The sequence below is a fragment of the Nonlabens tegetincola genome, from assembly GCF_002954355.1.
Classification (GTDB): domain Bacteria; phylum Bacteroidota; class Bacteroidia; order Flavobacteriales; family Flavobacteriaceae; genus Nonlabens; species Nonlabens tegetincola.
Genome location: NZ_MQVV01000016.1, coordinates 387,598 through 413,828, shown reverse-complemented (window position 1 = coordinate 413,828; position 26,231 = coordinate 387,598). Strand labels below are relative to the sequence as shown.

The following is a 26,231-nucleotide window of genomic DNA, read 5'->3' as shown; positions in this document are numbered from 1 at the left end:
TTTGTTACAGTTATAAAAAACTGTTTTACAATTTCTTAAACATAACTTGAATATATCGAAATAAAAAAGTCAGGCGATCCAATGATAGCCTGACTTTGAACGTTGTGTTAACGATAGTTAAAACGAACTAATTGTTTTCCTGATAGTTACGAGTCTTGTCAGTAAACCTTCTAAATGTTGTAGGTCGAGCATGTTTGCGCCGTCACTTTTTGCGTTTGCTGGGTCAAAATGTGTCTCTATAAACAATCCATCTACATGGTTTACGACACCTGCTCTAGCGATTGTTTCAATCATATCTGGTCTTCCACCAGTTACTCCACTAGATTGGTTAGGTTGTTGTAAACTATGCGTCACATCTAGTACTGTAGGAGCAAATTGTCTCATGGTAGGAATTCCTCTAAAATCAACGATCATATCCTGATAACCAAACATGGTACCGCGATCAGTAATCCAAGCCTTATCGCTACCAGAGTCCTTTACTTTTTGAACTGCATGTTGCATAGCTTCGGGTGACATGAATTGCCCCTTTTTAAGGTTAACTACCTTACCTGTTTGTGCAGCTGCAACTACTAGATCGGTTTGTCTAACTAAAAAAGCAGGTATTTGCAGAACATCCACATATTGAGCCGCTTTTTGTGCATCACTTACTTCATGAATATCGGTAACCGTAGGAACATCAAATGTTTTTGAGACTTTTTCAAGAATTTTTAAAGCTTTTTCATCACCTATTCCAGTGAAGCTGTCAATTCTGCTGCGGTTTGCTTTTTTAAAGCTTCCTTTGAATATGTAAGGGATTTTTAAATCATCTGTTATACGCACAACTTTCTCAGCTATTCGTAAAGCCATTTCTTCACCTTCGATAGCACAAGGGCCAGCAAGTAAAAAGAAATTATTACTATCGGTATGCTTAAGTTTTGGAACTTGTTTTAAATCCATAATTTTAATTCTGTACAATTACTTTACGACCACTTTTTTCCCATTGTTGAATTCCTCCTGTTAGGTCGTAAATTTTTAGAAATCCATTTTCCTCGAGAATTTTGGCGCAACGAGCACTTTGACCACCTTTATTACAATAGAGTAATAATGGTTCCTCTTTATCTAGTGAAGATAAAATCTTTTCGAGATCTGTATTTTCTATCTCCATATTAACTGCGCCTTTAAGATGCTTTTTATTAAAATCAAGATCTTTACGCACGTCAATAAGCTTTACCTTGTTAGTTTCAATTAAGGATTCAGCCTCTTCGGGTGAAACTTTTATAATTGTACCTGGTTTATCTTGAAAACAAGAACTTATGGAAATAGAAAATAGAATTACAAAAAATAATCGATATATAGTTTTCATTAAATGTGCGTTGTTTCTCCTTCCCACTCCATAAATCCACCTAATAGATTATAGGTGTTTGGTAGTCCCAATTGATTCATAATTTGACAAGCTTGAGCGCTACGACTACCAGCACGACAATATACATAGTAGTTTTTAGAAGCGTCCATGCAGTTTACAGCATTCATGAAAGTTTCTGGTTCATAAATGTTATAGTGCAGGGCACCAGGAATAATTCCTTCTTCAGTTACTTCTTCTTTTGTTCTAACATCTAGAATGATAGCGTTTTCATCGTTAGCGATGAGTTTTCTCCATTCCTCTTGATTAATATCTTTCATAATTTATATATTACAAGAACTAGTAGTGACCAATTCTTGATTTTTTAATTCAGTTTTTTTGATGGCTCCATAACCACCTAATACATTTTTAAACTTAAAGCCTTGTGATTGAGCAATACTGGCAAAAATCACTGACCTATATCCACCAGCGCAATGAACTGTATACACTTTAGTATTATCCAAATGTTTCAATTCGGAATGAACGTTATCCAGAGCATGTAAAGGTACTCCATTGACATGACTGCTTTCATATTCACCAGGTTTACGACAATCTAGTGGTTGTTCAATCATTCCAGACTCTAGCCCATCGATAAATTCTTGAGCTGTAATATCTTCAATGCTTGAAATAGAATATCCGGCAGTTTTCCAACTACTAATTCCTCCTTTAAGATAGCCCTGAGAGTTGTCGTAACCTACTCGCGCTAGTCTAGTCACTGCTTCTTCTTCTCGACCTTCAGGTGCGACTAGAATAATTTTTTGATCAATATCTTCTATTAAAGCTCCTACCCATGGGGCAAATTGTCCATCTAGACCTATGAACCAACTTCCAGGTATGTGTTCTTTGGTAAATTCTTGTGGACTGCGTACATCAAGTACTAGATATTCTACATCGTCTGCGAGCGCTTTAAAAGATTTTGCATTAATAGGTGTAATTCCTCTTTTTAATATCTCGTCAATACTGCTGTTCACACCCTTGTTCATCCACACGTTTTTAGGGAAATAAGAAGGCGGTGCAGCAATTCCTGTAGTTACTTCTTTGATAAAATCCTCTTTAGTTAAATCAGGATTAAGAGCATAATTAGTTTTCTTTTGATTCCCTAAAGTATCGCTAGTTTCTTTACTCATATTCTTACCACAAGCACTACCAGCACCATGAGCAGGATAAATGATGATATCATCTGGTAAGGGCATGATGTGATTGCGTAGACTATCATATAAATGACCAGCAAGATCTTCTGTGCTTAGATCTGATTTCACTGCAAGATCAGGACGACCTACATCGCCTATAAAAAGTGTGTCTCCTGTAAATATTGCCTCTGCTTTACCTGTTTCATCTTTTAATAAATAACAAGAGGACTCCATGGTGTGTCCAGGAGTGTGTAACAAGGTAAGTGTAATGTCACCGATAGAAAAACTTTGTTGGTGTTCCGCTTTCGCGAAAGCGTAACTAGTACTGGCATTAGGACCGATAACAATCGTGGCACCAGTTTTATCTGCTAGATCTACATGACCAGATACAAAGTCTGCATGAAAATGAGTAAGAAATATATATTTAATGGTAGCTCCTTCTTGAGCAGCTCTATCAATGTAAGGTTGTACCTCACGTAGTGGATCTATTACCGCAGCCTCGCCATTACTGGAAATGTAATAAGTTCCTTGAGCTAGGCATTTTGTATAATATTGTTCCAATATCATAATTCTAATTTTAAGACAAAAATAAGAAATTATGATAGGGATATGTACCTTGAATTAGGTCAAGTCAATAGATTATAACAATATACCTATTTAATACTGCAACCTATGGCTCTCGTATAGGTATTTTCTATTTTTTTGTTGTTTAAAAGCGCTTGCAAAGCATCTTCTAAAAAATGATTTTTAACTTTACTCGCATCCTTATGATTATCGTCTATTGCTCCTATGTAACGAACTACATTTCTAGGTCCTTCCTTTTTTAGCAAATAAACATGCGGAGTTTTTGTGGCACCATATTGTGGATATATTTTTTGGCCTTCATCAAATAGATAAGGAAATGTAAAACCTTTTTCTCGAGCTCTTACAATCATGTTCTCATAACTGTCTGCAGGATAAGTTTCGGTATCGTTAGGATTAATTGCAATTACAGGATATCCTAATTCTTTATACTTTTTATCAATTGCGATAATTCTATCTTCATAAGCCACACTATAAGGACAATGATTACATGTAAAAATTACAATAAATCCTTTGGCCTGTTTGTAATCTGATAAGGACACCATTTTACCATCGATATTTTTAAGAGAAAAATCTGTAGCAACATCACCTACTTTATAACCAGACTCTTGTATAGTGGCAGCAACATCATATCCCATTACTTTGGTGTCTATTACACCACTGGTAATGACAACAGCCACAAGTATTACTGCACTTAAACTTAAAAATTTCACGATTTTCATAACCTATCTAAATTGTGCAATGGCTTCTTCCAACTGGTCGTAGGTCACTGCTTTGTTTATAAAATATTTTTCTTTTCCTTTTTTTATAAGGGTTACTGGTATGGCACCATCCCAATGATCGTCTACCGTGGGTATCCACTCTGCGGCATAGGGATCATCTAGTAGGTAAACGGCACTTTTAATTTCTTCTTCTTTAAGAAATGGATTTACCGTTGAAGTTACCTTTTCTACATCGTCTAAGGATATAAGAACTACATCTACATCATCATATTTAGTGTTTACTTTCTCAAAATAGGGTAGCTCCTCTACACAAGGCGCGCACCAGGTTGCCCAAAAATTTATAACCTGAATCTTTTCACTAGGCTCATTGATGATATTAATAAAGCCTTCTCTTTGAATGACTTGGGTTGTGCTTATGGGTTTATCCTCTTTGCAGGAGAGTAATCCTAATAAAATGAATAAGTAAAGTGTCCACTTCATAATGCAATATTAGACAGGTAGTTTCACATGTGATGTGTGATTAACGATTGTTTGATATGGAATTAAGGAAACTTTAAAATTATAAGGGCAGTTTACTCTTCATTTTCTCTACCACCTTAAACGCTGCAGGACAAATGGCTGTGTTTTTTACCGTCAAAGTTCCTATTTGATAAATTTTGCGCCTATCGGTGTGCGGATATTCTCTACAAGCTTTGGGCCTTACCTCATAAATAGAACAATAATTATCTGCCCCTAGAAAATGGCAAGGCACCTGTTTAAGCACATAGTCTTTATCCTCGTCTATACGCAAGTAATCATCAATAAAATCGGATGGCTTCATCCTAAAGTGCTTAGCGATGCGCGCTATGTCGTTGTCGGTAAATAGAGGACCAGTTGTTTTACAACAATTTGCACAAGTTAGGCAGTCCACTTCCTCAAAAACCTCATCGTGAGTTTCTTGAACTATATAATCTAGGTTTTTGGGCTTTTTTTTGCGTAATTTTTTAAAATACTGAGTGTTTTCAGTCTTTTTTTGAGAGGCAAGTTGGGGTAATTTTTTTAAATAATCGTCCATTAATTGCAATTCCCGGTAGGCATTCCAGAGTTATATCCCAGTTCCTTTAACTCACTTATGATACTGCAAAACAAATTTCTAGACCAGTACATGCTTGTCCTTTGTTTTGCAGCCGATAGATCACCTTGTATCTCGTTAATTTTTTGCGCAGTACTGCTTTCTAGATATTTGGCATAGGCTGCCTTTTGTTCCTCAGTCATGGCAGCTGGATTTTCACGCAATTGAATTCCCGCTTCGGATTTATAAAATTTAATCAGTTGCTCTAGGTCATATTTTTCTGTGATAATACTACGATACTCTGCCGCTAGTATTCCCTTAAATTGGGCTACACTTTCCTTCTTGTTGTTTTGATGTTTTTTCCAGAAACTTTCAGGAACCGATTGTGATTGAAAAGCATCCTTAATTTGATTGAGCATCATATCATAAGCTTGATTATATTCTTCATCAATTCCACCTACTTCAAAATATTCCATTACGAGAGCTTGGTAGGATGGTGATTGCGCTTTCGCGAAAGCGGAACCAAAGACTACTAGAGCGATTACAAAAGCTTTTTTCATGATATCAAAATTATTTATGGTACAAGTTTACTAAAATATTTACCGATCAATCCAAATGTAAGTTACAAAAAAAACTGCCCGATAAACGGACAGTTTTTAAGGATTAATTGCTCATTACACGATGACGTTCACGAGCTAATAACGTATTTTTAAGTAGCATTGCTATGGTCATAGGACCTACACCACCTGGAACAGGTGTTATTGCACTTACCTTTTTGGATACATTCTCAAAATCAACATCACCAGTGATGTAATAACCTTTTGCAGCACTTTCATCAGGAACACGAGTAATTCCCACATCGATAATTACTGCATCATCTTTAACCATTTCGGCTTTGAGAAAACCGGGAACTCCAAGCGCTGAAATGATAATATCAGCTTGTGAAGTAATTTGAGTAATATTCTTAGTTTGACTGTGAGTAAGTGTTACGGTTGAGTTTCCTGGGAAACCTTTTCTTCCCATAAGAATGCTCATAGGTCTACCTACAATATGCGATCGACCTATTACTACAGTATGTTTACCTTTAGTTTCAATGTTGTATCGTTCTAATAATTCGAGAATACCAAAAGGAGTAGCAGGGATAAATGTACTCATATCTAGTGCCATTCTTCCAAAATTGGTTGGATGAAATCCATCGACATCTTTGTCTGGATCTACAGCCATTAGAACTTTTTGGGTGTCAATTTGTTTAGGTAAAGGAAGCTGAACAATGAACCCATCAATTTCAGGATTTTGATTTAATTTTTTAATCTCTTTAAGCAATTCGGTTTCACTGGTAGTATTAGGCATTTTAATCAACGTGCTCTCGAAACCTACACGCTCACACGCTCTTACTTTACTGCCTACGTAGGTAAGACTTGCGCCATCATTACCTACAATTATTGCTGCAAGATGAGGTACTTTTTCACCTTTATCTTTCATTTCTTGTACTGCAGCTGTGATTTCATTCTTGATATCATTACTGGTCTTTTTACCGTCTAGTAGGATCATGATGCTTTTTAATTAATCGACTGTAAAATTGAAGAATTTGATTGATTTTTAAAAGTTTTGAAGTAATAGGTTTTCACTAGTTGTTAACGAAAACGTTTTATTAAAGACGGAGTGATAAATCATTTGTTTTAATACGTATGATAAAATCAATTACCAATCAAACCGCAGGTAAGAATAACTTAATGCTCATGATTTTATGTTATTCACGGGTAAAACTGGAGTCCAAACCAATTATTGTATTACAATAACTTTAAAAGCTGTAGCAATAGCGAAGTTCACTCGATATGAGAGAATTCAATTTATGTAGATCAATAAAGACGAAAAGCTCTTTTAAAATAGGGTAGGAGATATTTTTATCTCATTTTACCCAATGCATTCATCATTGCTTTTCCTTTACCGCCTTGCATCATTTTCATCATCTTGCTCATTTGGTCAAATTGTTTGAGCAGTTGATTTACATCTTTAACCGTACTACCACTACCTTTTGCAATACGTTTTTTACGGCTACCATTGATAATTTGTGGTTTAGTACGTTCTTCAGGTGTCATAGAATGTATGATAGCTTCAATACCTTTAAAAGCATCGTCGTCGATATCTACATTTTTAAGCATTTTTCCAGCACCAGGTATCATTCCCATAAGATCTTTAATGTTACCCATTTTTTTGATCTGCTGGATCTGACTTAGGAAGTCATCAAAACCGAACTGATTTTTAGCAATCTTTTTATTCAGTTTACGAGCTTGTTCCTCGTCAAATTGTTCTTGAGCTCTTTCTACAAGTGAAACAACGTCTCCCATTCCTAGGATACGATCTGCCATACGTGATGGATAGAAAACATCAATGGCTTCCATTTTTTCACCTGTACCTATGAATTTAATAGGTTTGTCAACAACTGATTTAATAGACAAAGCAGCACCACCACGAGTATCACCATCTAGTTTAGTAAGAACAACTCCATCAAAATTTAAACGATCATTAAATGCTTTAGCTGTATTCACAGCATCCTGACCTGTCATCGAGTCTACTACAAAAAGAGTCTCTTGTGGTTGAACAGCAGCGTGTACTTGAGCAATTTCATTCATCATTTGCTCATCTACTGCTAGACGACCAGCGGTATCTATAATAACAACGTTAAAGCCGTTTTGTTTTGCATGAGCTATTGCAGCTTGAGAAATCTTAACTGGATCTTTTTCGTCACGATTAGAATAAACCTCAACACCTATTGATTCACCTACTACATGTAACTGGTCAATAGCTGCAGGTCTATAAATATCACAGGCAACTAATAAAGGTTTTTTGCTTTTTTTTGTTTTTAAGAAGTTAGCCAGTTTACCAGAGAATGTAGTTTTACCACTACCTTGTAGACCAGACATTAAAATAACAGATGGATTACCCGACAGATTAACACCGGTTACTTCACCACCCATTAATTCTGCTAGCTCATCTCGTACAATTTTTGTAAGTAATTGACCAGGCTTTAATGAGGTAAGAACTCCTTGTCCAATCGCTTTATCTTTAGCCTTTTTAGTAAACTCCTTGGCAATTTTAAAGTTTACATCGGCATCTACTAGGGCACGTCTTATTTCTTTAAGCGTGTCAGCTACGTTAACTTCAGTAATACTACCATGCCCTTTAAGGACGTGCATGGCTTTATCTAACTTATCGGATAAATTATCAAACATAGGTATACCTCATTTTTAAGGAATGCAAAGGTAACATTTCTAGTAACGTGTTTCAAGTGAATTAGCTAGGTTCAACATAAGAAAATGTTTCTTGCCTGCGTAAAAAGCAAACAGCCTTGTACCAATAGGTTACAAGGCTGTTTTTATAGGATTGTAAAAAATTTACTTAATTGCCACTAGTTCAAGGTCAAAAACCAAATCCTTACCAGCTAGTGGATGATTGGCATCTACCACAATGTGATCATCATGCACTTCACTCACACGTAGTTGACGTTCAGTACCATCAGGATTTTGAGATACTAATCCCATACCTACTTGTGGTTCAATTTCTTGAGGTAAGTTTGCTCTATCCACTTTTTGGAAAAGTTGATCGTGTATTTCACCATAAGCATCTTCCTTGTTTATCGTAATAGTTTTTTTCTCGTTCACCTTCATATCGATAAGACCATGCTCAAAACCAGGAATTAATTGACCTTGTCCTAAAGTTACCTCTAAAGGATCACGCTCTAGGCTACTATCAAATATTTGTCCGTCGGTTAATTTTCCTGTGTAATGTACTTGTACAGTATCGTTTTCTTTTACTTGACTCATTGTAATTGTCTTGTTATTAGGCTTCAAAAGTATCAATCTAAATACCGCTAGACGAATTATATTTAGATTTCTCTTTGCTTTAAGAAAGACTTAACGTTCTTAATGTGTTAAACGTTAAATCGTGAATCGGTTTTATGCTTTTTTGATCATTTTATCCATAACGAATACGTGAGGAAATGTTATTCCTCCTAAGAATGCAACTATAATAGACAGCAAGAATTGAGTTCTTTCTTGAAGAAAAAAATACAAAACACCTAAAAATATTAATGAAGCGATCCAATACAGTGAACTGTATTTAATATAACTCCAAACATGTGACCGATTTGAGTCGCCATATAAAAAAGTGATTTGAGTGTACATAGAAGGTATACTGTGCCATAAAACAAAATAGATGGCAAATCCCCATAATAGACTACTTGTATTAAAAATAATAAAGATGACAGCGAGATATAATAATTCCTTAGCAATTGTCTTTAAAGGAAGACCTCGTAGTTGATAGGCTCCAGTAGCAACGAGGATAACGCATGTAGCAAGAAGGGCATAGTACAGTTGCTGTTCAGTTATATTCATGGAAACTATTTCATTGATAACATTTAGACTTTGACTGGAATTAATTTTGAATAGCATCAATAGGATTAATAATCCATAAGCCGCTACAAATAGATTGTTTTTCCAGGAAGCAGGTAATTGGTATTTTTCAAAATGTTCTTGTCCAAAATGATATCCACTTACCAGTATAAAAAGTCCAAGGGTAATTTGTGGTAAAAGAAAAAATCCTACAGTTCCTAGAAACACCACAACTAAATATTTCAATATGAATGAAAGTATCCTTTTAGTAGAACGTTCACTTTTGTTAAGGTGAATTCGCACATCATTAGCGCCATGTATGACTCCAATTGATAAAATTAATACCAATCCTAATCCATTTTCCCAATCTTCCGAAATACGCGTTGACACCCATAAACAAAGGAAACTTAGTATTAAAATGATACGGTATAAACCTAGGTAAGACATTTTTTTGTTTAAAATTAACATTATAAAGTTAAACAAATATGTTTAAAGTTTTGTAATTTTAGTTCAACAAAAACATTTTATTATGAATACTTTATTATTACTTACCGAAGTTTCAAAAATCGCTCCCAATGATTATGTAGGGTTTTCGTTTTTTGTAGGCTGTATGGCTATGATGGCTGCCAGCGCCTTCTTTTTTCTTTCCATGAATTCTTTTGATAGAAAATGGCGTGTCTCTATTTTAGTTTCAGGATTGATCACTTTCATTGCTGCGGTTCACTATTGGTATATGAGAGATTATTGGTCTTCTTTTGCAGAGTCACCAGTATTTTTTAGATATGTGGATTGGGTACTTACGGTACCTTTAATGTGTGTTGAATTTTATTTAATTCTTAAGGTCGCTGGTGCAAAGAAATCTTTAATGTGGAAACTCATTTTACTTTCAGTTGTAATGCTTGTAACAGGATACTTTGGCGAAGCAGTTGATAGGGACAATGCCTGGTTATGGGGATTAGTTTCAGGATTAGCTTACTTCTGGATTGTTGCAATCATTTGGTTTGGCGAGGCAAAAAAACTCGCACAACAAGCAGGTGGCTACGTTTTGAGCGCTCATAAAACCTTATGCTGGTTTGTACTAGTGGGATGGGCCATTTACCCGATAGGTTATATGGCAGGAACTCCAGGTTGGTACGAATCGATTTTTGGAGGATTGGACCTTGATGTTGTGTACAACATAGGTGACGCTATTAACAAAATTGGGTTTGGGTTAGTTATCTACAATCTAGCTGTACAAGTTCAAAGTAAAAATGCTTAGTCACTAGATTTACTTTCGTTTTCCCCTTTTAAAAGACCTGTTGTGCCACAGGTCTTTTTTTGTGGATGATGTTTTTGGGATTACGCTTTCGCGAAAGCGAGTACAAATTAACACTGCAATAAAAATAAAAAGCCTAAAAACCAATAAATAAGAGTACTTTTGCAGCCTGAAATTAAGGTACTATAATGAAAGACATCAGAAATATCGCGATTATCGCACACGTTGACCACGGTAAAACTACCCTGGTAGACAAGATTTTACACCATTGTGAGATTTTTCGTGAGAATGAATCTACTGGAGAATTAATCTTAGATAATAATGACCTAGAACGTGAGCGTGGTATTACCATTCTTGCAAAAAACGTTTCGGTTACCTATAAAGGAACTAAAATTAATATTATCGATACTCCTGGTCACGCCGATTTTGGTGGTGAGGTAGAACGTGTTCTTAACATGGCCGATGGGGTTTTGTTACTAGTTGACGCTTTTGAAGGTCCAATGCCGCAAACTCGTTTTGTTCTTCAAAAAGCAATTGACATGGGACTTAAACCATGTGTAGTTGTAAACAAAGTAGATAAAGAAAACTGTACACCAGACGAAGTTCACGAGGCTGTATTTGACTTGATGTTTGAATTAGGTGCCGAAGAATGGCAAATGGACTTCCCAACGGTATACGGTAGTGCCAAAAATAATTGGATGAGTGACGATTGGCAAGATCAAACAGATTCTATCGAGCCGTTACTAGATATGGTAATTGAGCACATACCTGCTCCTAAAGTGAGTGAAGGTACTACTCAAATGCTTATTACTTCATTAGACTACTCTAGTTATACAGGTCGTATTGCGATAGGTAGAGTTTCTAGAGGTACTCTTAAAGAAGGGCAGCAAGTAACCTTGTGTAAACGTGATGGTAGCCAGATGAAGTCTAAAATCAAGGAGCTTAACGTATTTGATGGAATGGGCCGTGCCAAAGTAGCCGAAGTTCAAGCAGGAGATATTTGTGCTGTTGTAGGTTTAGAAGGTTTTGAGATTGGAGATTCTATTGCCGATTATGAAAACCCTGAAGCTATGGAAACTATAGCGATTGATGAGCCTACAATGAGTATGTTGTTTACTATTAACGACTCACCATTCTTTGGTAAGGATGGAAAATTTGTAACTTCTAGGCACATTAAAGACCGTTTAACCAAGGAGCTTGAGAAGAATCTTGCTCTACAAGTGCAAGATACAGATAGCGCTGATAAGTTTATGGTTTTTGGTCGTGGTGTGTTACACTTGTCGGTTCTTATAGAGACTATGAGAAGAGAAGGATATGAGCTACAAATCGGGCAGCCACAGGTTATCATTAAAGAGATAGATGGTGTTAAATGTGAACCGGTAGAAGAACTTACCATTGACTTACCAGAAAACGTAAGTGGTAAAGCTGTTGAAATGGTTACTATGAGAAAAGGTGAAATGACTAGTATGACTCCTAAAGGTGATCGTATGGTTATTGAATTTAAAATTCCATCTAGAGGTATCATAGGATTAAGAAATCAGTTAATTACTGCGACAGCTGGTGAGGCGATTATGAATCACCGTTTTATAGCATTTGAACCATTTAAAGGAGAAATTCCAGGTCGTATCAATGGATCATTAATCTCGATGGAAAAAGGTACAGCTATCCCTTATTCATTAGATAAACTTCAAGATCGCGGTAAGTTTTTTATAGCGCCTGGTGAAGAGATTTATACAGGTCAAGTGGTAGGTGAAAATTCAAGAGCAGATGATCTTGTCGTTAACCTTACAAAGACTAAAAAATTATCTAACGTGCGTAGTGCAGGTGCGGATGATAAGGTGAAAATCGCTCCGCCGATTAAATTCACTTTAGAAGAAGCACTGGAATACATACAAAAAGATGAGTATGTAGAGGTAACACCTAACTTCATTAGACTACGTAAGATTTTCCTTGATGAGAATGAACGTAAAAGAAGAGCGAAAGAATTAGGTTAAAAACTTCGTTTAAATAATTACAAAAGGTCTGTGAGCAATCACAGACCTTTTTTTTATGATCATTTGTAATTTTTACAAGTTTGATTTCGAACAATTTGTAGAATACATCATATAAAAGTCTATAATTCAACTAAATTGGTTGAAAATCATTTATTATGAATTACGTCAAATTTCTATTGTCGCTGTGCTTTACCATGATACTTGCTGCTTCTTGTGAAGAAATAGAAGAGGAAAGTGAAATTAAAGATGTTAGACTTTATGGACCAGTGTACCAGTTTGATGAAGAACAAAAGGACCTCATTGTAAAAAATGTTTACGATGTAGGTGATTGCATATCATTTGTAAATGATGATGAATTAGAACTACAAGCTTGTGTGCAAAGAGTAAATAAAGGAATTAGTCAGCGAGGAGGAACTACTGGCTGGTATTCAATACCTAGATATCAAACAGAATATTCAACCATTCATTTCACGATAGAAGATCCTAGAACTAGTTTTGAAACTACTCTGGCTTACGTTGCAGATTTCTCAAGATTTGGCAACTTTAATGTGAAATTACTATTCAGCTACTATAATAATAATGCAACGCAATTTACTGATGGAGTAGTGCTTAATGGTTTTTTTGACCAACCCGAACAAGTGATGACCATTGGTGAGAGAACGTTTTATCGTGTAGTTGAAATCAACTCAGGTACAACATTAGAATATGTTGATTCACATACCAATATTGCGATTAATGTGAATAAAATATGGTATGATATAGATTATGGTATTGTTGGGTTTTCTACAGTTCAAAATGAAGATTGGCTCATTAAATCTTAATAAAAAAAGGCCTGTGAACCATCACAGACCTTTAAATAAAAACGTTATTGTTTTTTAGTTTTCTTGTTCTAGAGCATCCCAATACTCATAGGCACGTCTTAAGTGTGGAATGACTATGGTACCGCCTACTAAGGTTGCGATTGACAAAGCCTCAACAACTTCTTCTTTTTTAAGACCAGCTTCTTTACTAGCTTGTAAATGATAGCGCACGCAGTCGTCACATCTTAAAACAGTACTTGCTACTAGACCTAAAAGTTCTTTAGTCTTCTTGTCCAAAGCACCTTCAGTAAAAGCGTTTGTGTCTAGATTAAAAATACGTTTGATAACTTTATTGTTATCTTCAAGAATAGCATCGTTCATTTTGGCACGATAACTATTGAATTCTTCTACAATATTACTCATAAAATTAAATGCCTTATTAGGCTACTTTTTTACGTTGTCTATAAAGTACAAACATAGATATGAAAACACTTAACTCGTATAAAATTAACACAGGTATAGCAACTATTATCTGACTTTGAATATCAGGTGGTGTTATCACAGCAGCAACGATTAGGACAATTACTAGTGCAAACTTGCGGTATTTGCGCATAGCTTGTGGTGTACACAATCCTACTTTGGTTAAAAAGTACACAATTATAGGTAGTTCAAACATGATTCCGCAGGAAAGAACACAGGCTCTTACTAAACCTATATAACTATTTAAATCAGGTTCAAACTTAATAAGTTCTGATAATTCATAGGTAGCTAGAAAATGCACTGATAACGGAGCGATCAAATAATAACCGAACAATGCACCAGTAAAGAACAGTAATGAGCTTGCGATGATAAACCCTTTAGAATATTTACGTTCATTTGGTTTAAGCCCTGGAGAGATAAAATTCCAAAACTGCCATAAAATCCATGGAAAAGCGGTTATAAATCCTACCGTAATCGAAGTCCAAATGTGAGCACTGAATAAATCAGGCATTTTTCTAGTTTGAGTAGCAAAATTTAAATTAGGATCACAAAATTCACTTTCAAATCCTAGCCATTTAGCAAACTCACAAAATTTCTGGTAACTGATAAAATCATTTTTACTAGGTCCCAGAAGAACACCGTCGATTACTACATCTTTAAAAATGAAGGCAACAATTGCCATTAAGAGCACGCCACCTATAGATCGTATAATTGCCCATCGCAATTCCTCTACGTGATCAAGAAATGACATGTTGTTAGGGTCTACTTTTTTTCTAGCCATGTTATAAGATACCTTCTCTTATTAAATCATGAATATGAACAACACCTGCGTACTCACCGTTATTGGTAGCTACTAGTTGAGAAATGTTGTATTCCTCCATAGTTTCTCGAGCCTCAACTGCCATCGCATCTGTATCGATAGTTTTAGGGTGATCGCTCATTATATCGTGAGCTTGTAAATCGTCTATATTACGACCACTAGTGAGCATTCTTCTTAAATCTCCATCAGTAATAACACCTATAGCCTTGGACTCACTAGTCACAACCGTCATCCCTAGCATGTTTTCTGAAATATTAATGATCACTTCACGTAAACTAGTGGTTGCAGATACTTCTGGCTTTTTATTTTGAGAAACAAGATCATCAACCCTTAAATAAAGTTTTTTACCTAAAGCGCCACCTGGATGATATTTTGCAAAATCCTTATCACTAAACCCTTTTAATTCTAGCAGACTTACCGCAAGAGCATCACCTATAACTAGTTGAGCAGTTGTACTGGTAGTAGGAGCAAGGCCGTTGGGACAAGCCTCTTCCTCAATAGGAGCATGTAGTATAAAGTCTGCTTCCTTACCTAAAAAGGAATCTTTATGACTAGTAATTGCTATCAAGAGGTTGCCAAAATCCTTTATTAGTGGAACAAGTACTTTTATTTCTGGAGTGTTACCACTTTTTGATAGGCACACAACAACATCATTTTTCTGTATAATTCCTAGGTCACCGTGTATAGCATCAGCGGCATGCATGAAAATAGCTGGTGTCCCAGTACTGTTCATGGTAGCTACCATTTTTTGCGCGATTATAGCGCTTTTACCTATTCCAGTAATGATGACCCTACCGTTTGAATTATGTATGGATAATACCGCTTTCGCGAAAGCGGAATCAATACTATTTATTAAATTATTAACAGCTTGTGCCTCAATGCTTACTGTTCTTTTTGCAGCTTCAAGAGCTTTATTTTCTAAATCCAAGAGTGATAAGATTTAATAGTAATTTGAAATATTCTAATTTAGTCGTAAATTTAGCTTACAAAGATAACAAAAACACAAGCGCCGGATGGCAGAAACACAAGTCTCTCTAGAAGAAAGCCTCAAGAAATATTTTGGATTTGATAAATTCCGTGGATTACAAAAAGATGTAATCAAGACCCTACTTAATGGTAATGATGTCTTTGTCATTATGCCTACCGGTGGTGGTAAATCATTATGTTATCAGTTACCTGCACTTATGCAAGATGGTACTGCAATCGTGGTATCACCCTTGATAGCTTTAATGAAAAATCAGGTTGATGCAATACGTGGAGTTTCTGATAGTGATGGAGTAGCGCATGTACTCAATAGTTCACTATCAAAAACAGATGTTCAACGTGTAATGAATGATATTACTAGTGGTGAATGTAAATTGTTGTATGTAGCACCAGAGTCACTGACCAAAGAGGAATATGTAGAATTTCTCAAGGAGCAAAAAATATCTTTTCTTGCGGTAGATGAAGCGCACTGTATAAGTGAATGGGGTCATGATTTTAGACCTGAATACCGCAACCTGCGTAAAATCATTGATAGAATAGGAGCTAACATTCCAATTATTGGTCTTACGGCAACAGCAACTCCAAAGGTGCAAGAGGATATTTTAAAAAACCTCCAAATAACAGATGCTACCACTTTTAAGGCAAGTTTTAATAGACCAAACTTATTCTATGAAGTACGTCCTAAAACAGCTCAAGTAGATGCAGATATTACTAGATTTATTAAACAAAATGACGGTAAGTCTGGTATCGTTTATTGTTTATCCCGTAAAAGAGTGGAAGAGCTTGCCCAAGTACTGCAAGTTAATGGTATAAAAGCAGTTCCTTATCATGCAGGGCTCGACGCAAAAACAAGAGCAAATCACCAAGACATGTTCCTAATGGAAGACGTTGATGTAGTAGTCGCGACAATTGCATTTGGGATGGGAATCGATAAACCTGATGTACGTTTTGTAATTCATCACGATATACCAAAGAGTATAGAATCTTACTATCAAGAAACTGGTCGTGCAGGAAGAGATGGTGGTGAAGGACACTGCCTTGCCTACTACTCTTATAAAGATATTGAGAAGTTAGAAAAATTCATGTCGGGAAAACCGATTGCTGAACAAGAAATCGGTCATGCATTACTTCAAGAAATGGTAAGCTATGCAGAAACTAGCATGAGCCGCAGACAGTTTATTCTTCATTATTTTGGAGAGCAGTTTGATCCACAAACAGGTGAAGGCGGTGACATGGACGATAACATGAAAAACCCTAAACCTAAAAAAGAAGCCGTTGAGGATGTAAAAAAATTACTCAAAGTAATTTCTGATGCTGGTGAAAGATACAAGGCCAAAGACATAGTCAATATTATCAAGGGTAAAACTAATGCCATGATAAGCAGTCATAAATTGGATCAACATGATTTTTTTGGTAGTGGTAAGGATAAAGATAAAAACTACTGGATGGCGCTGGTACGTCAAATAATGGTTGCAGGATATATACGTAAGGATATTGAATCCTATGGTACCTTAAAAATGAAGAAAGAAGGTAAAGAATTTTTACTTTCTGGATCAAGTTTTATGATGACCGATGATCATAGTTATAGTGAAAGTGATGATAAGGTAATTGGATCTGGAAAAGGCGGTGCTGTTGATACTCAACTTGTCAAATTTCTAAAAGATTTACGTAAAAAGGTAGCGGCACAAAAGAACGTACCACCGTATGTTGTTTTTCAAGATCCTTCCATTGATGACATGGCTACAAAATATCCAGTTTCTCTGGAAGAGCTCGCAAATATTCATGGTGTAGGTGAAGGTAAGGCTCGTAAATACGGTACGCCTTTTATTGATTTGATATCAAAATATGTTGAAGATAACGATATTACAAGACCAGATGACCTTGTAATTAAAAGTACAGGTTCAAAATCTGGAAATAAACTTTACTTCATCACTAGCATTGACCGTAAATTAAGCTTTGATGATATGGCTAGTGCAAAGGGAATGGAGATGAATGAGCTTATAGGTGAACTTGAAAGTATCGTATATAGTGGTACAAAATTAAATATTCAATATTGGATTGATGAAATGCTTGATGAAGATCAACAAGAAGAACTTCACGATTATTTCCTAGAATCAGAAAGTGATAAGATTGATGTGGCTATGGATGAATTTGACGGTGACTATGAAGAGGAAGAATTGAGATTATATCGATTAAAATTTATAAGTGAAGTAGCCAATTAGGGTTATAAAACATAAATTATTGTGTATAAAAGCTTTAAACAAATCTGTTTAAAGCTTTTTTATTTATCTATTAATCAGTTCGTTATAATTTCGTTTGGATAGTTAAAACCTAACTGGCACGGCTTTTGAAATCCAATTAATAGAGGAAGCCGAAAATCATTATAGAGTAGGCATCATTAAAACATAAAAATCATGAAAAAAGTATTACTATTTATGGCACTAGGTTTAATGTCTTTGAACTATGCCTCAGCTTTTGAAATCAATAAGAGTGACAGTCATGATTTTGAAAATCATAACCATAGAATACGTAATTCACAAGCAGTTATTTTTAATCATCGAGGAGTGGATTATGCAATATCTCCTACAGGTAGATTATCATTTGACGCAGGTATCCGTAGTAGCGATCGCAGAATAAGAGGAAGAAGAGTCGCTACAAGAAATAACTTAATAAGATATAATCGATACGGTGAGGTAACTAAAATTGGAAATACTCGTATTTTCTATGATTCTCGTGGACGTGTAAGAAAAGTAGGAAACATAAGAGTAGATTATACAAGAGGTTGGTTAAGTAGAGTAGGTGGACTTGATGTGCGCTACAACCGTCGTGGAAAGTTAATTGCTGCTAGAGGATATGTTAATCCATATAGAAACAGCGGTACAAATCAAGATTTTGGTCACTTCCCAGATGATGACGATGCATTCGATAATGGAGTTTTCTTTGAAAGAAAGTCTCAATAATAACAAACAGCCGCTCAACGAGCGGCTGTTTTATTTTCAATCTAGATTATTTTAAATCCTCTGGTTCTAAATTCCTAAAAGAATATTTATAACCTCCGTAAGCCGCAAAGCCATAAAATAATATATCCATAACACTAAAGGTTTCTGCCATTATTGGAAAAAATAATGACCAGTCAAATAGGTTTAATGTTTCCATGTAACCTAATCCTTCACTATCTGCTATCATTCCTATAATACTGAGAAAATTTCCAACGACGCAGCTCAATAATGCAATTGAAGCTCCAATAATTCCAAAATATTGTTCAACGCCTTTTCCAGCAACACGGTTAGCAAACCCTACTGCAAACCCTATTGCCACAGCCATGTAACCTATTTGGTAACCAGTTGAATTTGTGATTAGAGCCCATAAAATAGAACCAACTATTCCTGTGATCAATGCAGCTGTTATTCCAAGAGGTAAATTTTGTTCTGTTTTTAGTTTTTCGAATTGTTGTGAAGTGATTTGTAATCCAGCTTCTACTGGTGTAGTACGATTTATGTAGGTCGGGTCCTTTTCATATTTCTCGCAAACTGGATCAAAATTTGCCCTTTCATTAGTAAAGCTACACAGCATACCTTTTTCAAGATCCATTTTACGATTTACACATTGATTACAGAAGGCGAGTTGTTCTGCTCTTGTCATAATTTGGTTGGTTTAAAAGTTTGGTATGTAAAATACTTAATATTACTCATCTTTCCAAAGTAGAAATCTCAAAGAAATACTTAATTGAACAACGTATCTTTGCAACTATAAAAATTTAGAAATGCAAGAAGGATTATACGCAAAATTTAATACTACCAAAGGAGAAATTTTGGTGCAATTACATTATGACAAAACTCCTGGAACTGTAGGAAACTTTGTGGCACTAGCCGAAGGTAATTTAGAGAACCAGGCAAAGCCTCAAGGAACACCTTACTACGATGGATTAAAATTTCATCGAGTAATTCCTGATTTTATGATTCAAGGTGGTGATCCACAAGGAACAGGTGCTGGTGGACCAGGATATAAATTTGATGATGAGTTCCATCCAGAATTACGTCACGATGGTCCTGGAATTCTTAGTATGGCCAATGCTGGTCCAGGAACAAATGGTTCTCAGTTTTTCATTACACATGTAGAAACAGCTTGGTTAGATGACAAGCATACTGTATTTGGAAAGGTGATGGAAGGTCAAGATGTAGTTGATGCGATAGAACAAGGAGATGAAATTAAAAAAGTATCTATCTTAAGACAAGGTGAAAATGCCGAAGCGTTTAACGCAGTAGAATCTTTTAGACAATTTGAAGGAGCAGCTCGAGCAAGAGAAGAGCAAGCCAAAAAACAAGCAGAACAAGAATTAGAAGAGATCGCAGCTGGATTTAATAAAACTGAAAGCGGATTGCGTTATCAAATAATCAACCATGGAGAAGGCAAACAAGCAGAAAAAGGTAAAACTGTAAGTGTACATTACAAAGGAATGCTTGCAAATGGAAAGGTATTTGATTCTTCATACAGTCGTAATCAGCCTATTGATTTTCCATTAGGGATGGGACAAGTAATTCCAGGTTGGGATGAAGGAATCTCTCTATTAAAAGTAGGAGACAAAGCAAGATTAGTTATTCCTTCTCACTTAGGATATGGAGCTTCAGGAGCTGGTGGAGTAATCCCACCAAATGCTGTTCTTGTTTTTGACGTTGAATTAATGGACGTAAAGTAAAATAGAGCTTCCAGATTTTATAAATAAGCCAGGTTATAAATTACCTGGCTTTTGTGTTTTATTATAGTTTATAATCCTGTTAAAGACTTCAATTCTTATTTTTACAAAAACTAATACTCAATAATGAATCCTAGGAGAATTACTGAATTATTTAATATTAAATATCCCATTATTCAAGGTGGAATGATATGGGCAAGTGGTCACAAATTGGTAAGTGCTGTAAGTAATGCAGGTGGATTAGGTTTACTAGGTGCAGGATCCATGTATCCTCATGTACTTAAGGAACACATTCAAAAAACTAAAAATAGTACTCATAAACCTTATGGAGTTAATATTCCACTATTGTATGCAGATTTGGATCAAATTCTCGAAATAATTATTGAAGAAAAAGTGCCTATCGTTTTTACAAGCGCCGGAAATCCTAAAACGTATACACCTATTCTGAAGGAAGCTGGTATAAAGGTGGTTCATGTAGTGAGCTCTGTAAAATTCGCATTAAAAGCTCAGGAAGCTGGAGTTGATGCTATAGTTGCAGAAGGTTTTGAAGCTGGTGGACATAATGGAAGAGAAGAAAGTACGACGCTTACTTTAATACCACAAGTTGCCAAAGCAATTGATATCCCGCTTATGGCAGCAGGTGGAATAGCCACAGGTCAAGGAATGCTTGCAGCTATGGCTTTAGGAGCCGATGGTGTACAAGTAGGAAGTAGATTTGTAGCCACCCATGAAGCTAGTAGCCATATGTCTTTTAAACAAGCAGTTGTTGATGCTGGTGAAGGAGCCACTCATCTCACCTTAAAAGAGCTTGCCCCAGTACGTTTATTAAGAAATAAATTTTGGCAAGATGTTCAAGAGTTATATACTTCAAATCCAAGTATTGAAGATCTTAAACAATTATTAGGAAGAGCTAGGGCAAAAAAAGGAATGTTTGAAGGAGATATGAACGAAGGTGAGTTGGAAATCGGACAAATTTCTGGACTTATAGATGATATAATTCCAGCGGCACAAGTTGTTGAAAATATGATAAACGAGTTCAATACCGCAAAACAAGAATTATCTAAAGTCAATTTCTAGTGGGAAGAGCTCAAACCGCCCAAGAGGAAAATTGGAATGTCGCAACGCATGGGATAGGAATTCTTTTATTCCTAGCCTTTTCTATCTATTATCTTTTTTCAGATTATCAAACTGATTATTTCAATTTAAAACTGGGAACAGTAATTTATTTTGTATCACAAGTTTTCTTATACACCGCATCCACAGCCTATCATTACGTAATTCCTGGTAAGCTGAAATTTAAATTGCGTAAAGCTGATCATATTGCTATATACTTGTCCATAGCAGGAACCTATACGCCTATTTGTCTATCGGTTTTATGGGATAGCAATGGGCCTACTATTCTTATTGCTGTCTGGTCTATCGCTTTGTTCGGCACCATATGGAAGTTGTTTTTTACAGGAAAATTTGAAGCCTTTTCCAGCTTACTTTACTTGGTAATGGGATGGTTAGTCGTCCTAGATATTGACACGGTTACTAGAGAGTTTTCTGAGGATCAACTTACGTATTTAATAGCTGGCGGAGTCTTTTTTACAGTAGGAATAGTTTTCTACGCTTGGAACAAACTATATTTTAACCATGTAATTTGGCATTTATTCGTTTTGGCAGGTAGCTTCAGTCACTACTTACTAGTATTTACCTTATAATGTTTTCTTTTTCACCTTTTCTGCAGCTCGATTGGTCTTTAATGAAATACTATCACCTTTTGTGATATTCAAATTATTTTCTGGTTTTGTAACGATAGCGGTATAACTATGAACGGTGTCTCTACGATTTTTGAGAGGAATTAATTGAATTAGATCTACCTTATCTTTTGCAGGAATGGTTTTAATTATTGGTCGGTCTGCACTACGCCTAAAACCTTCACTTTTAACCATAAAGAACAAATCTAAATCCTTATCGGTAATATTTTCTGCGACGTAGGTAATGCTGCGACGGTCCTTTTTAATTGTGATTAGTATTCCTTCATGAGGATTTTGTTGAGAACCTAAAAAAAAGAGAGTAAGAATTGTTAATAATGCTTTCATGAATCTGTTTACTTTTAATAAGCATATACCATGCCTAAAAATTGTTAACCGGTATATTTGTAAAAATAATAATAATCATATTGGAATAGGGTATGGTGTAATTACCAGTTACTTGAAAGTTGATGGTTACGCTTTCGCGAAAGCGTAATAAATAACCTACCTCATTTTAAAATCGTATCACAATTATATGCAATTACAACTGCACAGGCCAATTTGTTTTTTTGATCTTGAAACTACTGGTGTTAATATTTCTAAAGATAGAATTGTAGAGATATCCATACATAAAATATTTCCTGATGGCGAGGAAAAGACCTATACATATAGAGTAAATCCAACTATACCCATTCCACCTGCTACCACTGCTGTTCATGGTATTTCTGACGATATGGTAAAAGATGAACCTACCTTTGAGCAGCTAGCTCACGAGATCAACAATATCATTAAGGACAGTGATCTTGCTGGTTATAACAGTAATCGTTTTGACATACCATTGCTGGCAGAGGAAATGCTGCGTGCAGGCGTAGATTTTGATATGGGAAAAAGACATGCCGTGGACGTCCAAAACATATTTCATAAAATGGAACAACGTACCCTAGTGGCAGCATATAAATTTTATTGTAATAAAGATTTGACTGATGCACACAGCGCAGAAGCTGATACCATAGCCACCTATGAAGTGCTTAAAGGTCAATTGGATAAATATCCTGAGTTAGAAAATAATATTAAGTATTTATCAGAATTTTCAACCCAACGTAAATCTGTCGATTTTGCTGGAATGATAGTATACAATAAGGAAGGTGAGGAGTGCTTTAATTTTGGTAAACACCGCGGTAAAAAAGTGGTAGATGTCCTTAATCAAGAACCAGGATATTACAGTTGGATACAAAATGCTGACTTCCCGCTATACACTAAAAAAGTTCTCACTGCCATCAAACTTCAAGGTTTCAATAAATAAGATGTTGTATGTTGATTCCTCACGAGGATTATCATCAACAGCTTACTGAGAAGAAATTGTATAGTTTTTTTAATTACATTTGGGTAAAGTGCTCCAAATTTGAAAACTATACAGAGGTATTTACTATTTATTCTAATTATAAGTCACTTCTTAGGGGCTCAAGAACTTCCACCTATACAAAACTTTGATCCTGTTACTTATCAAGCAGGTAATCAAAATTGGATGATAACCCAGGATAGGTCAGGCTATATCTATACCGCAAACAATCAAGGGTTACTAGAATATAATGGTTCACACTGGAACCTTTATAAAACACCTAATGAAAGTATTATGAGGTCTGTTCACGTGCGTGATGATCTCATCTTTACAGGTTGTTATAGAGATTTTGGATATTGGAGCAGGAATAACAAAGGCCTGCTAGAATACACTTCTATTGTCAAGAAAAGCAATATTGAATTAGGAGAAGACGAGGAGTTCTGGAGCATTCAATCTGCAGGTAATCAAATTCTTTTTCAATCTTTATCACATATCTATGTTTACAATATTGAAACTGGTGGAATAAAACCTATTGTAAGTGATGAAGTGATTCATAAGTTTTTTAAAACAGGAAACAACTACTATTTTCAAGTCCTTAATAAGGGTTTGTATCAACTGGAGAATGGAGCATCAGTTCTTAAATATCCTTCTACTGCCATAGGTACAATAGGTTTTGTTCAATTGTTTACACAAAACAATACGCTACTGGCGATTACCTCACAAGGTGAAATACTTCAATTAGAAGATGGTCAAATAACAAATAAGACTTCGATCGCTATAAATGAAGGACTTGCTGTTTATGATGCAATTCTTCTTAAAAATGGTAGTATAGCTTTGGGAACTATAGCAAATGGATTGATGGTTATTTCACCGCAAGGTGAATTACTTTATCAAATAAATCAAGCACTAGGTTTGCTTAATAATACCTGTCTAAGCATATTTGAAGATAGTAAAGAACATCTATGGATAGGTTTAGACAAGGGCGTTTGTACTATACAACCTAATTCAGGGGTTTCTGTTTTCAACGATTACAAAGGAGTATTAGGTACGGTTCATACTGCTTTTAAATTAGAGGATAATTTATACGTAGGTACCAATCAAGGTCTATTTATTAAAAAAGGGAATGATAACTTCAAGTTTGTGCAAGGAACACAAGGGCAAGTTTGGAGTTTAGACTTTCTTGATGGTGTATTATTCTGTAATCATAATATTGGATTATTTGTTGTTGAAGAAGATAAAGTAACTCCAATTTCAAATTCAACCGGTTTTTGGAAGACCTTAAAAATAAAGGAGAATACGTATTTATCTGGTAGCTATAAAGGTTTGTATCTATTAGAACGTAAGGAGTCTGGATTTGAGTCAACTCCAATTAAAGGCTTTTCGATCAGTTCTAAAGCTATTGCAATTGATGCAGACGATACGGTTTTTATTAATCACGAATATAAAGGAGTTTATAAGATAACTTTAAACGACGCATTAACCACAGCATTATCAGTTGAGAAAATTGAAACCCTGCCAAAGGGAATTGGTTCGGATATTATAAGTTTCAAAGGAGATATTATATACTCAAAAAGAGGAACTGTTCATGTAAAAAAGCGAACCGATTCTAATTTCAGGCCTAATGCTAAACTCAGTAAAATAGTCGAAGACGTTAATTACACGTCGGCATCGCTAGTGGAAGAAAATGGATTGCTATGGATGTTCAATCAAAATAATATTTTTCAAATAGATACCGAGGATATAAACGGTAGCTTTTCTATAAAGGAAATTCCATTTCAATATAATTTTAGAAGAGAAAAAATAGGATATGAAAATATTCATCATATTGGGAATGATGATTATCTGCTAGGAACAAGCTTCGGTTATTTAAGTTTGAATACAGAAAATTCTTCAGATGAATATTATAAACCAGTAATTACTTCGGTGGTTACTAGGGATAACAATTCAGAAAAATACCGATCTTTAATTGATGGAGTTGATTTCAATAATAATATAGGAACGATATCCATTAGATATACGGTGCCTACGTTTAATATTTTAGATCAAGTAGAATATAGTTATAAATTACAAGATGAATCATGGTCTACTTGGTCAACAAATGCCTCGACACAGCTTAAAAATCTTTCGTTTGGAGATTATACTTTTAAGCTTAAATCTCGTATAAATGGAGCAGTCCTTGAGGATACTGCGTCTTTTAATTTTACTATTCAACGACCAGGTTATTTGTCAAATACTGCTATTGTAATTTATGTACTCTTAACCATCGTATTAGTTGGCTTATTAAATGGATTTTACATTTGGTATTTTAAGCGAAAAAAGAATGCAGCCCTTCAAAAGCAACAGCAAGAGCTCGAGTTGAAAAACCTTGAGAATGAAAAACGAATTGTTGAGTTACGTAATTCAAAACTTAGAGGCGACATTGAACTACGTAATAAAGAATTGGCTGTGGCAACTATGGCAATGATTAAAAAGAATGAAACTCTTAATGAACTTAAGTCGCAGTTGTCTAAATTACCTGAAGCAACCGAAACCAAATCACTACGTAATCTGGTAGATAAAAACCTGAACAGTAAACAAGATTGGATAACCTTTGAGGAAGCCTTCAATAATGCTGATAAAGATTTCTTTAAAAAGATAAAAGAACGTCATCCTAATTTAACCTCTGGTGATCTACGGTTATGTGTCTATTTGAGGTTGAATTTATCTTCTAAAGAGATTGCTCCTTTACTCAATATTTCTCCTCGTAGTGTTGAGATTAAACGATATCGTTTGCGTAAAAAGTTGGGATTGGACCGCGATATCAGTTTGTCAGGTTATATTGTTGATATTTAAATTATACTATCTGCTGTAATTTTAATACAACATTACCTATACAG

At 35.3% G+C, this 26,231-nt stretch carries 28 protein-coding genes; 11 read left to right on the top strand and 17 right to left on the bottom strand.

The genetic code is table 11. The annotated features are described in order from the left end of the window. Nucleotides 1–117: 117 nt before the first annotated feature. The 12 genes from kdsA to BST93_RS11285 all read right to left on the bottom strand — a co-directional run bounded on the left by kdsA (nucleotide 118) and on the right by BST93_RS11285 (nucleotide 9,701). Nucleotides 118–936 carry a 3-deoxy-8-phosphooctulonate synthase gene (kdsA, locus tag BST93_RS11340; RefSeq protein ID WP_042280334.1) on the bottom strand — a complete coding sequence of 273 codons (819 nt, stop codon included), beginning with the start codon at nucleotides 934–936 and terminating at the stop codon, nucleotides 118–120. Nucleotides 937–940: 4 nt separating this feature from the next. Beyond that, complete coding sequence (locus BST93_RS11335; protein WP_060524629.1) at nucleotides 941–1,342, bottom strand: rhodanese-like domain-containing protein; 402 nt, start codon at nucleotides 1,340–1,342, stop codon at nucleotides 941–943. Further along, complete coding sequence (locus BST93_RS11330) at nucleotides 1,342–1,659, bottom strand: rhodanese-like domain-containing protein (RefSeq protein WP_105019243.1); 318 nt, start codon at nucleotides 1,657–1,659, stop codon at nucleotides 1,342–1,344. Before BST93_RS11330 ends, BST93_RS11335 begins: the two co-directional genes overlap by 1 nt. Before the next feature lie 3 nt (nucleotides 1,660–1,662). Then, nucleotides 1,663–3,075 (bottom strand): MBL fold metallo-hydrolase, encoded by a 1,413-nt coding sequence (locus tag BST93_RS11325; RefSeq protein WP_105019242.1) that lies wholly within the window; start codon nucleotides 3,073–3,075, stop codon nucleotides 1,663–1,665. 86 nt (nucleotides 3,076–3,161) lie between these two features. Further along, complete coding sequence (locus BST93_RS11320) at nucleotides 3,162–3,812, bottom strand: redoxin domain-containing protein (protein WP_105019241.1); 651 nt, start codon at nucleotides 3,810–3,812, stop codon at nucleotides 3,162–3,164. A 3-nt stretch (nucleotides 3,813–3,815) separates the two neighbouring features. After that, nucleotides 3,816–4,292, bottom strand: coding sequence for a redoxin family protein (locus BST93_RS11315; RefSeq protein WP_105019240.1), 477 nt, complete (start codon nucleotides 4,290–4,292; stop codon nucleotides 3,816–3,818). A 79-nt stretch (nucleotides 4,293–4,371) separates the two neighbouring features. Then, nucleotides 4,372–4,866: a YkgJ family cysteine cluster protein gene (locus tag BST93_RS11310; RefSeq protein ID WP_105019239.1), complete on the bottom strand. Its 495-nt coding sequence runs from the start codon at nucleotides 4,864–4,866 to the stop codon at nucleotides 4,372–4,374. Continuing rightward, nucleotides 4,866–5,423 (bottom strand): DUF2059 domain-containing protein, encoded by a 558-nt coding sequence (locus tag BST93_RS11305; RefSeq protein WP_105019238.1) that lies wholly within the window; start codon nucleotides 5,421–5,423, stop codon nucleotides 4,866–4,868. Before BST93_RS11305 ends, BST93_RS11310 begins: the two co-directional genes overlap by 1 nt. Nucleotides 5,424–5,526: 103 nt before the next feature. After that, a complete protein-coding gene (locus tag BST93_RS11300) occupies nucleotides 5,527–6,414 on the bottom strand; it encodes a bifunctional 5,10-methylenetetrahydrofolate dehydrogenase/5,10-methenyltetrahydrofolate cyclohydrolase (protein ID WP_042280318.1) in 888 nt (295 codons plus the stop codon). Between the two features lie 353 nt (nucleotides 6,415–6,767). Next, nucleotides 6,768–8,096 carry a signal recognition particle protein gene (gene ffh / locus BST93_RS11295; protein WP_042280317.1) on the bottom strand — a complete coding sequence of 443 codons (1,329 nt, stop codon included), beginning with the start codon at nucleotides 8,094–8,096 and terminating at the stop codon, nucleotides 6,768–6,770. Between the two features lie 162 nt (nucleotides 8,097–8,258). After that, the gene (locus tag BST93_RS11290; protein WP_105019237.1) at nucleotides 8,259–8,687 is read right to left on the bottom strand and encodes an FKBP-type peptidyl-prolyl cis-trans isomerase; all 429 of its coding nucleotides are present in this window, start codon (nucleotides 8,685–8,687) and stop codon (nucleotides 8,259–8,261) included. Between the two features lie 132 nt (nucleotides 8,688–8,819). Beyond that, nucleotides 8,820–9,701, bottom strand: coding sequence for a Brp/Blh family beta-carotene 15,15'-dioxygenase (locus BST93_RS11285; RefSeq protein WP_181072617.1), 882 nt, complete (start codon nucleotides 9,699–9,701; stop codon nucleotides 8,820–8,822). 82 nt (nucleotides 9,702–9,783) lie between these two features. On the opposite strand from BST93_RS11285, the gene BST93_RS11280 reads away from it, so the two are divergent. From BST93_RS11280 to BST93_RS11270, 3 genes are all read left to right on the top strand, one after another. Next, nucleotides 9,784–10,512 (top strand): bacteriorhodopsin-like, encoded by a 729-nt coding sequence (locus BST93_RS11280; RefSeq protein WP_042280311.1) that lies wholly within the window; start codon nucleotides 9,784–9,786, stop codon nucleotides 10,510–10,512. Nucleotides 10,513–10,697: 185 nt separating this feature from the next. Next, nucleotides 10,698–12,503 carry a translational GTPase TypA gene (gene typA / locus BST93_RS11275; RefSeq protein WP_042280309.1) on the top strand — a complete coding sequence of 602 codons (1,806 nt, stop codon included), beginning with the start codon at nucleotides 10,698–10,700 and terminating at the stop codon, nucleotides 12,501–12,503. Between the two features lie 155 nt (nucleotides 12,504–12,658). After that, nucleotides 12,659–13,324 (top strand): hypothetical protein, encoded by a 666-nt coding sequence (locus BST93_RS11270; protein WP_146105021.1) that lies wholly within the window; start codon nucleotides 12,659–12,661, stop codon nucleotides 13,322–13,324. 54 nt (nucleotides 13,325–13,378) lie between these two features. Here the strand turns inward: BST93_RS11270 and BST93_RS11265 are convergent, their stop codons facing one another. Genes BST93_RS11265 through BST93_RS11255 form a run of 3 tightly spaced genes read right to left on the bottom strand, consistent with a single transcriptional unit; the run spans nucleotide 13,379 to nucleotide 15,531 of the window. Further along, the gene (locus BST93_RS11265) at nucleotides 13,379–13,726 is read right to left on the bottom strand and encodes a carboxymuconolactone decarboxylase family protein (RefSeq protein ID WP_060524643.1); all 348 of its coding nucleotides are present in this window, start codon (nucleotides 13,724–13,726) and stop codon (nucleotides 13,379–13,381) included. A gap of 16 nt (nucleotides 13,727–13,742) precedes the next feature. Then, nucleotides 13,743–14,564 (bottom strand): twin-arginine translocase subunit TatC, encoded by an 822-nt coding sequence (gene tatC / locus BST93_RS11260; RefSeq protein ID WP_042280304.1) that lies wholly within the window; start codon nucleotides 14,562–14,564, stop codon nucleotides 13,743–13,745. A gap of 1 nt (nucleotide 14,565) precedes the next feature. After that, complete coding sequence (locus tag BST93_RS11255; RefSeq protein WP_042280303.1) at nucleotides 14,566–15,531, bottom strand: KpsF/GutQ family sugar-phosphate isomerase; 966 nt, start codon at nucleotides 15,529–15,531, stop codon at nucleotides 14,566–14,568. A gap of 85 nt (nucleotides 15,532–15,616) precedes the next feature. Between BST93_RS11255 and recQ the strand changes: the two genes are divergently transcribed. Further along, on the top strand, nucleotides 15,617–17,809 hold the full coding sequence (gene recQ, locus BST93_RS11250) for a DNA helicase RecQ (protein ID WP_060524644.1): 2,193 nt from the start codon (nucleotides 15,617–15,619) through the stop codon (nucleotides 17,807–17,809). A 192-nt stretch (nucleotides 17,810–18,001) separates the two neighbouring features. Continuing rightward, entirely contained in the window at nucleotides 18,002–18,547 is a 546-nt protein-coding gene (locus tag BST93_RS11245) for a hypothetical protein (protein WP_105019234.1), read from the top strand. Nucleotides 18,548–18,593: 46 nt separating this feature from the next. Here the strand turns inward: BST93_RS11245 and BST93_RS11240 are convergent, their stop codons facing one another. Then, nucleotides 18,594–19,229 carry a hypothetical protein gene (locus tag BST93_RS11240; RefSeq protein WP_105019233.1) on the bottom strand — a complete coding sequence of 212 codons (636 nt, stop codon included), beginning with the start codon at nucleotides 19,227–19,229 and terminating at the stop codon, nucleotides 18,594–18,596. 121 nt (nucleotides 19,230–19,350) lie between these two features. Here BST93_RS11240 and BST93_RS11235 point away from each other — a divergent pair, with 121 nt between their 5' ends. The 3 genes from BST93_RS11235 to trhA all read left to right on the top strand — a co-directional run bounded on the left by BST93_RS11235 (nucleotide 19,351) and on the right by trhA (nucleotide 21,983). Further along, the gene (locus BST93_RS11235; RefSeq protein ID WP_105019232.1) at nucleotides 19,351–20,283 is read left to right on the top strand and encodes a peptidylprolyl isomerase; all 933 of its coding nucleotides are present in this window, start codon (nucleotides 19,351–19,353) and stop codon (nucleotides 20,281–20,283) included. A gap of 123 nt (nucleotides 20,284–20,406) precedes the next feature. Continuing rightward, a complete protein-coding gene (locus BST93_RS11230; RefSeq protein WP_105019231.1) occupies nucleotides 20,407–21,357 on the top strand; it encodes an NAD(P)H-dependent flavin oxidoreductase in 951 nt (316 codons plus the stop codon). After that, complete coding sequence (trhA, locus tag BST93_RS11225; RefSeq protein WP_105019230.1) at nucleotides 21,357–21,983, top strand: PAQR family membrane homeostasis protein TrhA; 627 nt, start codon at nucleotides 21,357–21,359, stop codon at nucleotides 21,981–21,983. The genes BST93_RS11230 and trhA overlap by 1 nt, the downstream gene beginning before the upstream one ends. On the opposite strand, the gene BST93_RS11220 is transcribed toward trhA, so the two are convergent. Further along, nucleotides 21,978–22,364, bottom strand: coding sequence for a hypothetical protein (locus tag BST93_RS11220; protein WP_105019229.1), 387 nt, complete (start codon nucleotides 22,362–22,364; stop codon nucleotides 21,978–21,980). The two genes, trhA and BST93_RS11220, sit on opposite strands and share 6 nt — an antisense overlap. Between BST93_RS11220 and BST93_RS14210 the strand changes: the two genes are divergently transcribed. The 3 genes from BST93_RS14210 (at nucleotide 22,363) to BST93_RS11210 (ending at nucleotide 26,187) form a co-directional block, all read left to right on the top strand. After that, nucleotides 22,363–22,512 carry a hypothetical protein gene (locus BST93_RS14210; RefSeq protein WP_167342180.1) on the top strand — a complete coding sequence of 50 codons (150 nt, stop codon included), beginning with the start codon at nucleotides 22,363–22,365 and terminating at the stop codon, nucleotides 22,510–22,512. The two genes, BST93_RS11220 and BST93_RS14210, sit on opposite strands and share 2 nt — an antisense overlap. Nucleotides 22,513–22,551: 39 nt before the next feature. Continuing rightward, a complete protein-coding gene (locus BST93_RS11215; RefSeq protein ID WP_042280296.1) occupies nucleotides 22,552–23,319 on the top strand; it encodes a 3'-5' exonuclease in 768 nt (255 codons plus the stop codon). Nucleotides 23,320–23,418: 99 nt separating this feature from the next. Continuing rightward, nucleotides 23,419–26,187, top strand: a complete 2,769-nt coding sequence (locus BST93_RS11210) for a helix-turn-helix and ligand-binding sensor domain-containing protein (RefSeq protein ID WP_105019228.1) — start codon at nucleotides 23,419–23,421, stop codon at nucleotides 26,185–26,187. Nucleotides 26,188–26,231: the final 44 nt, after the last annotated feature.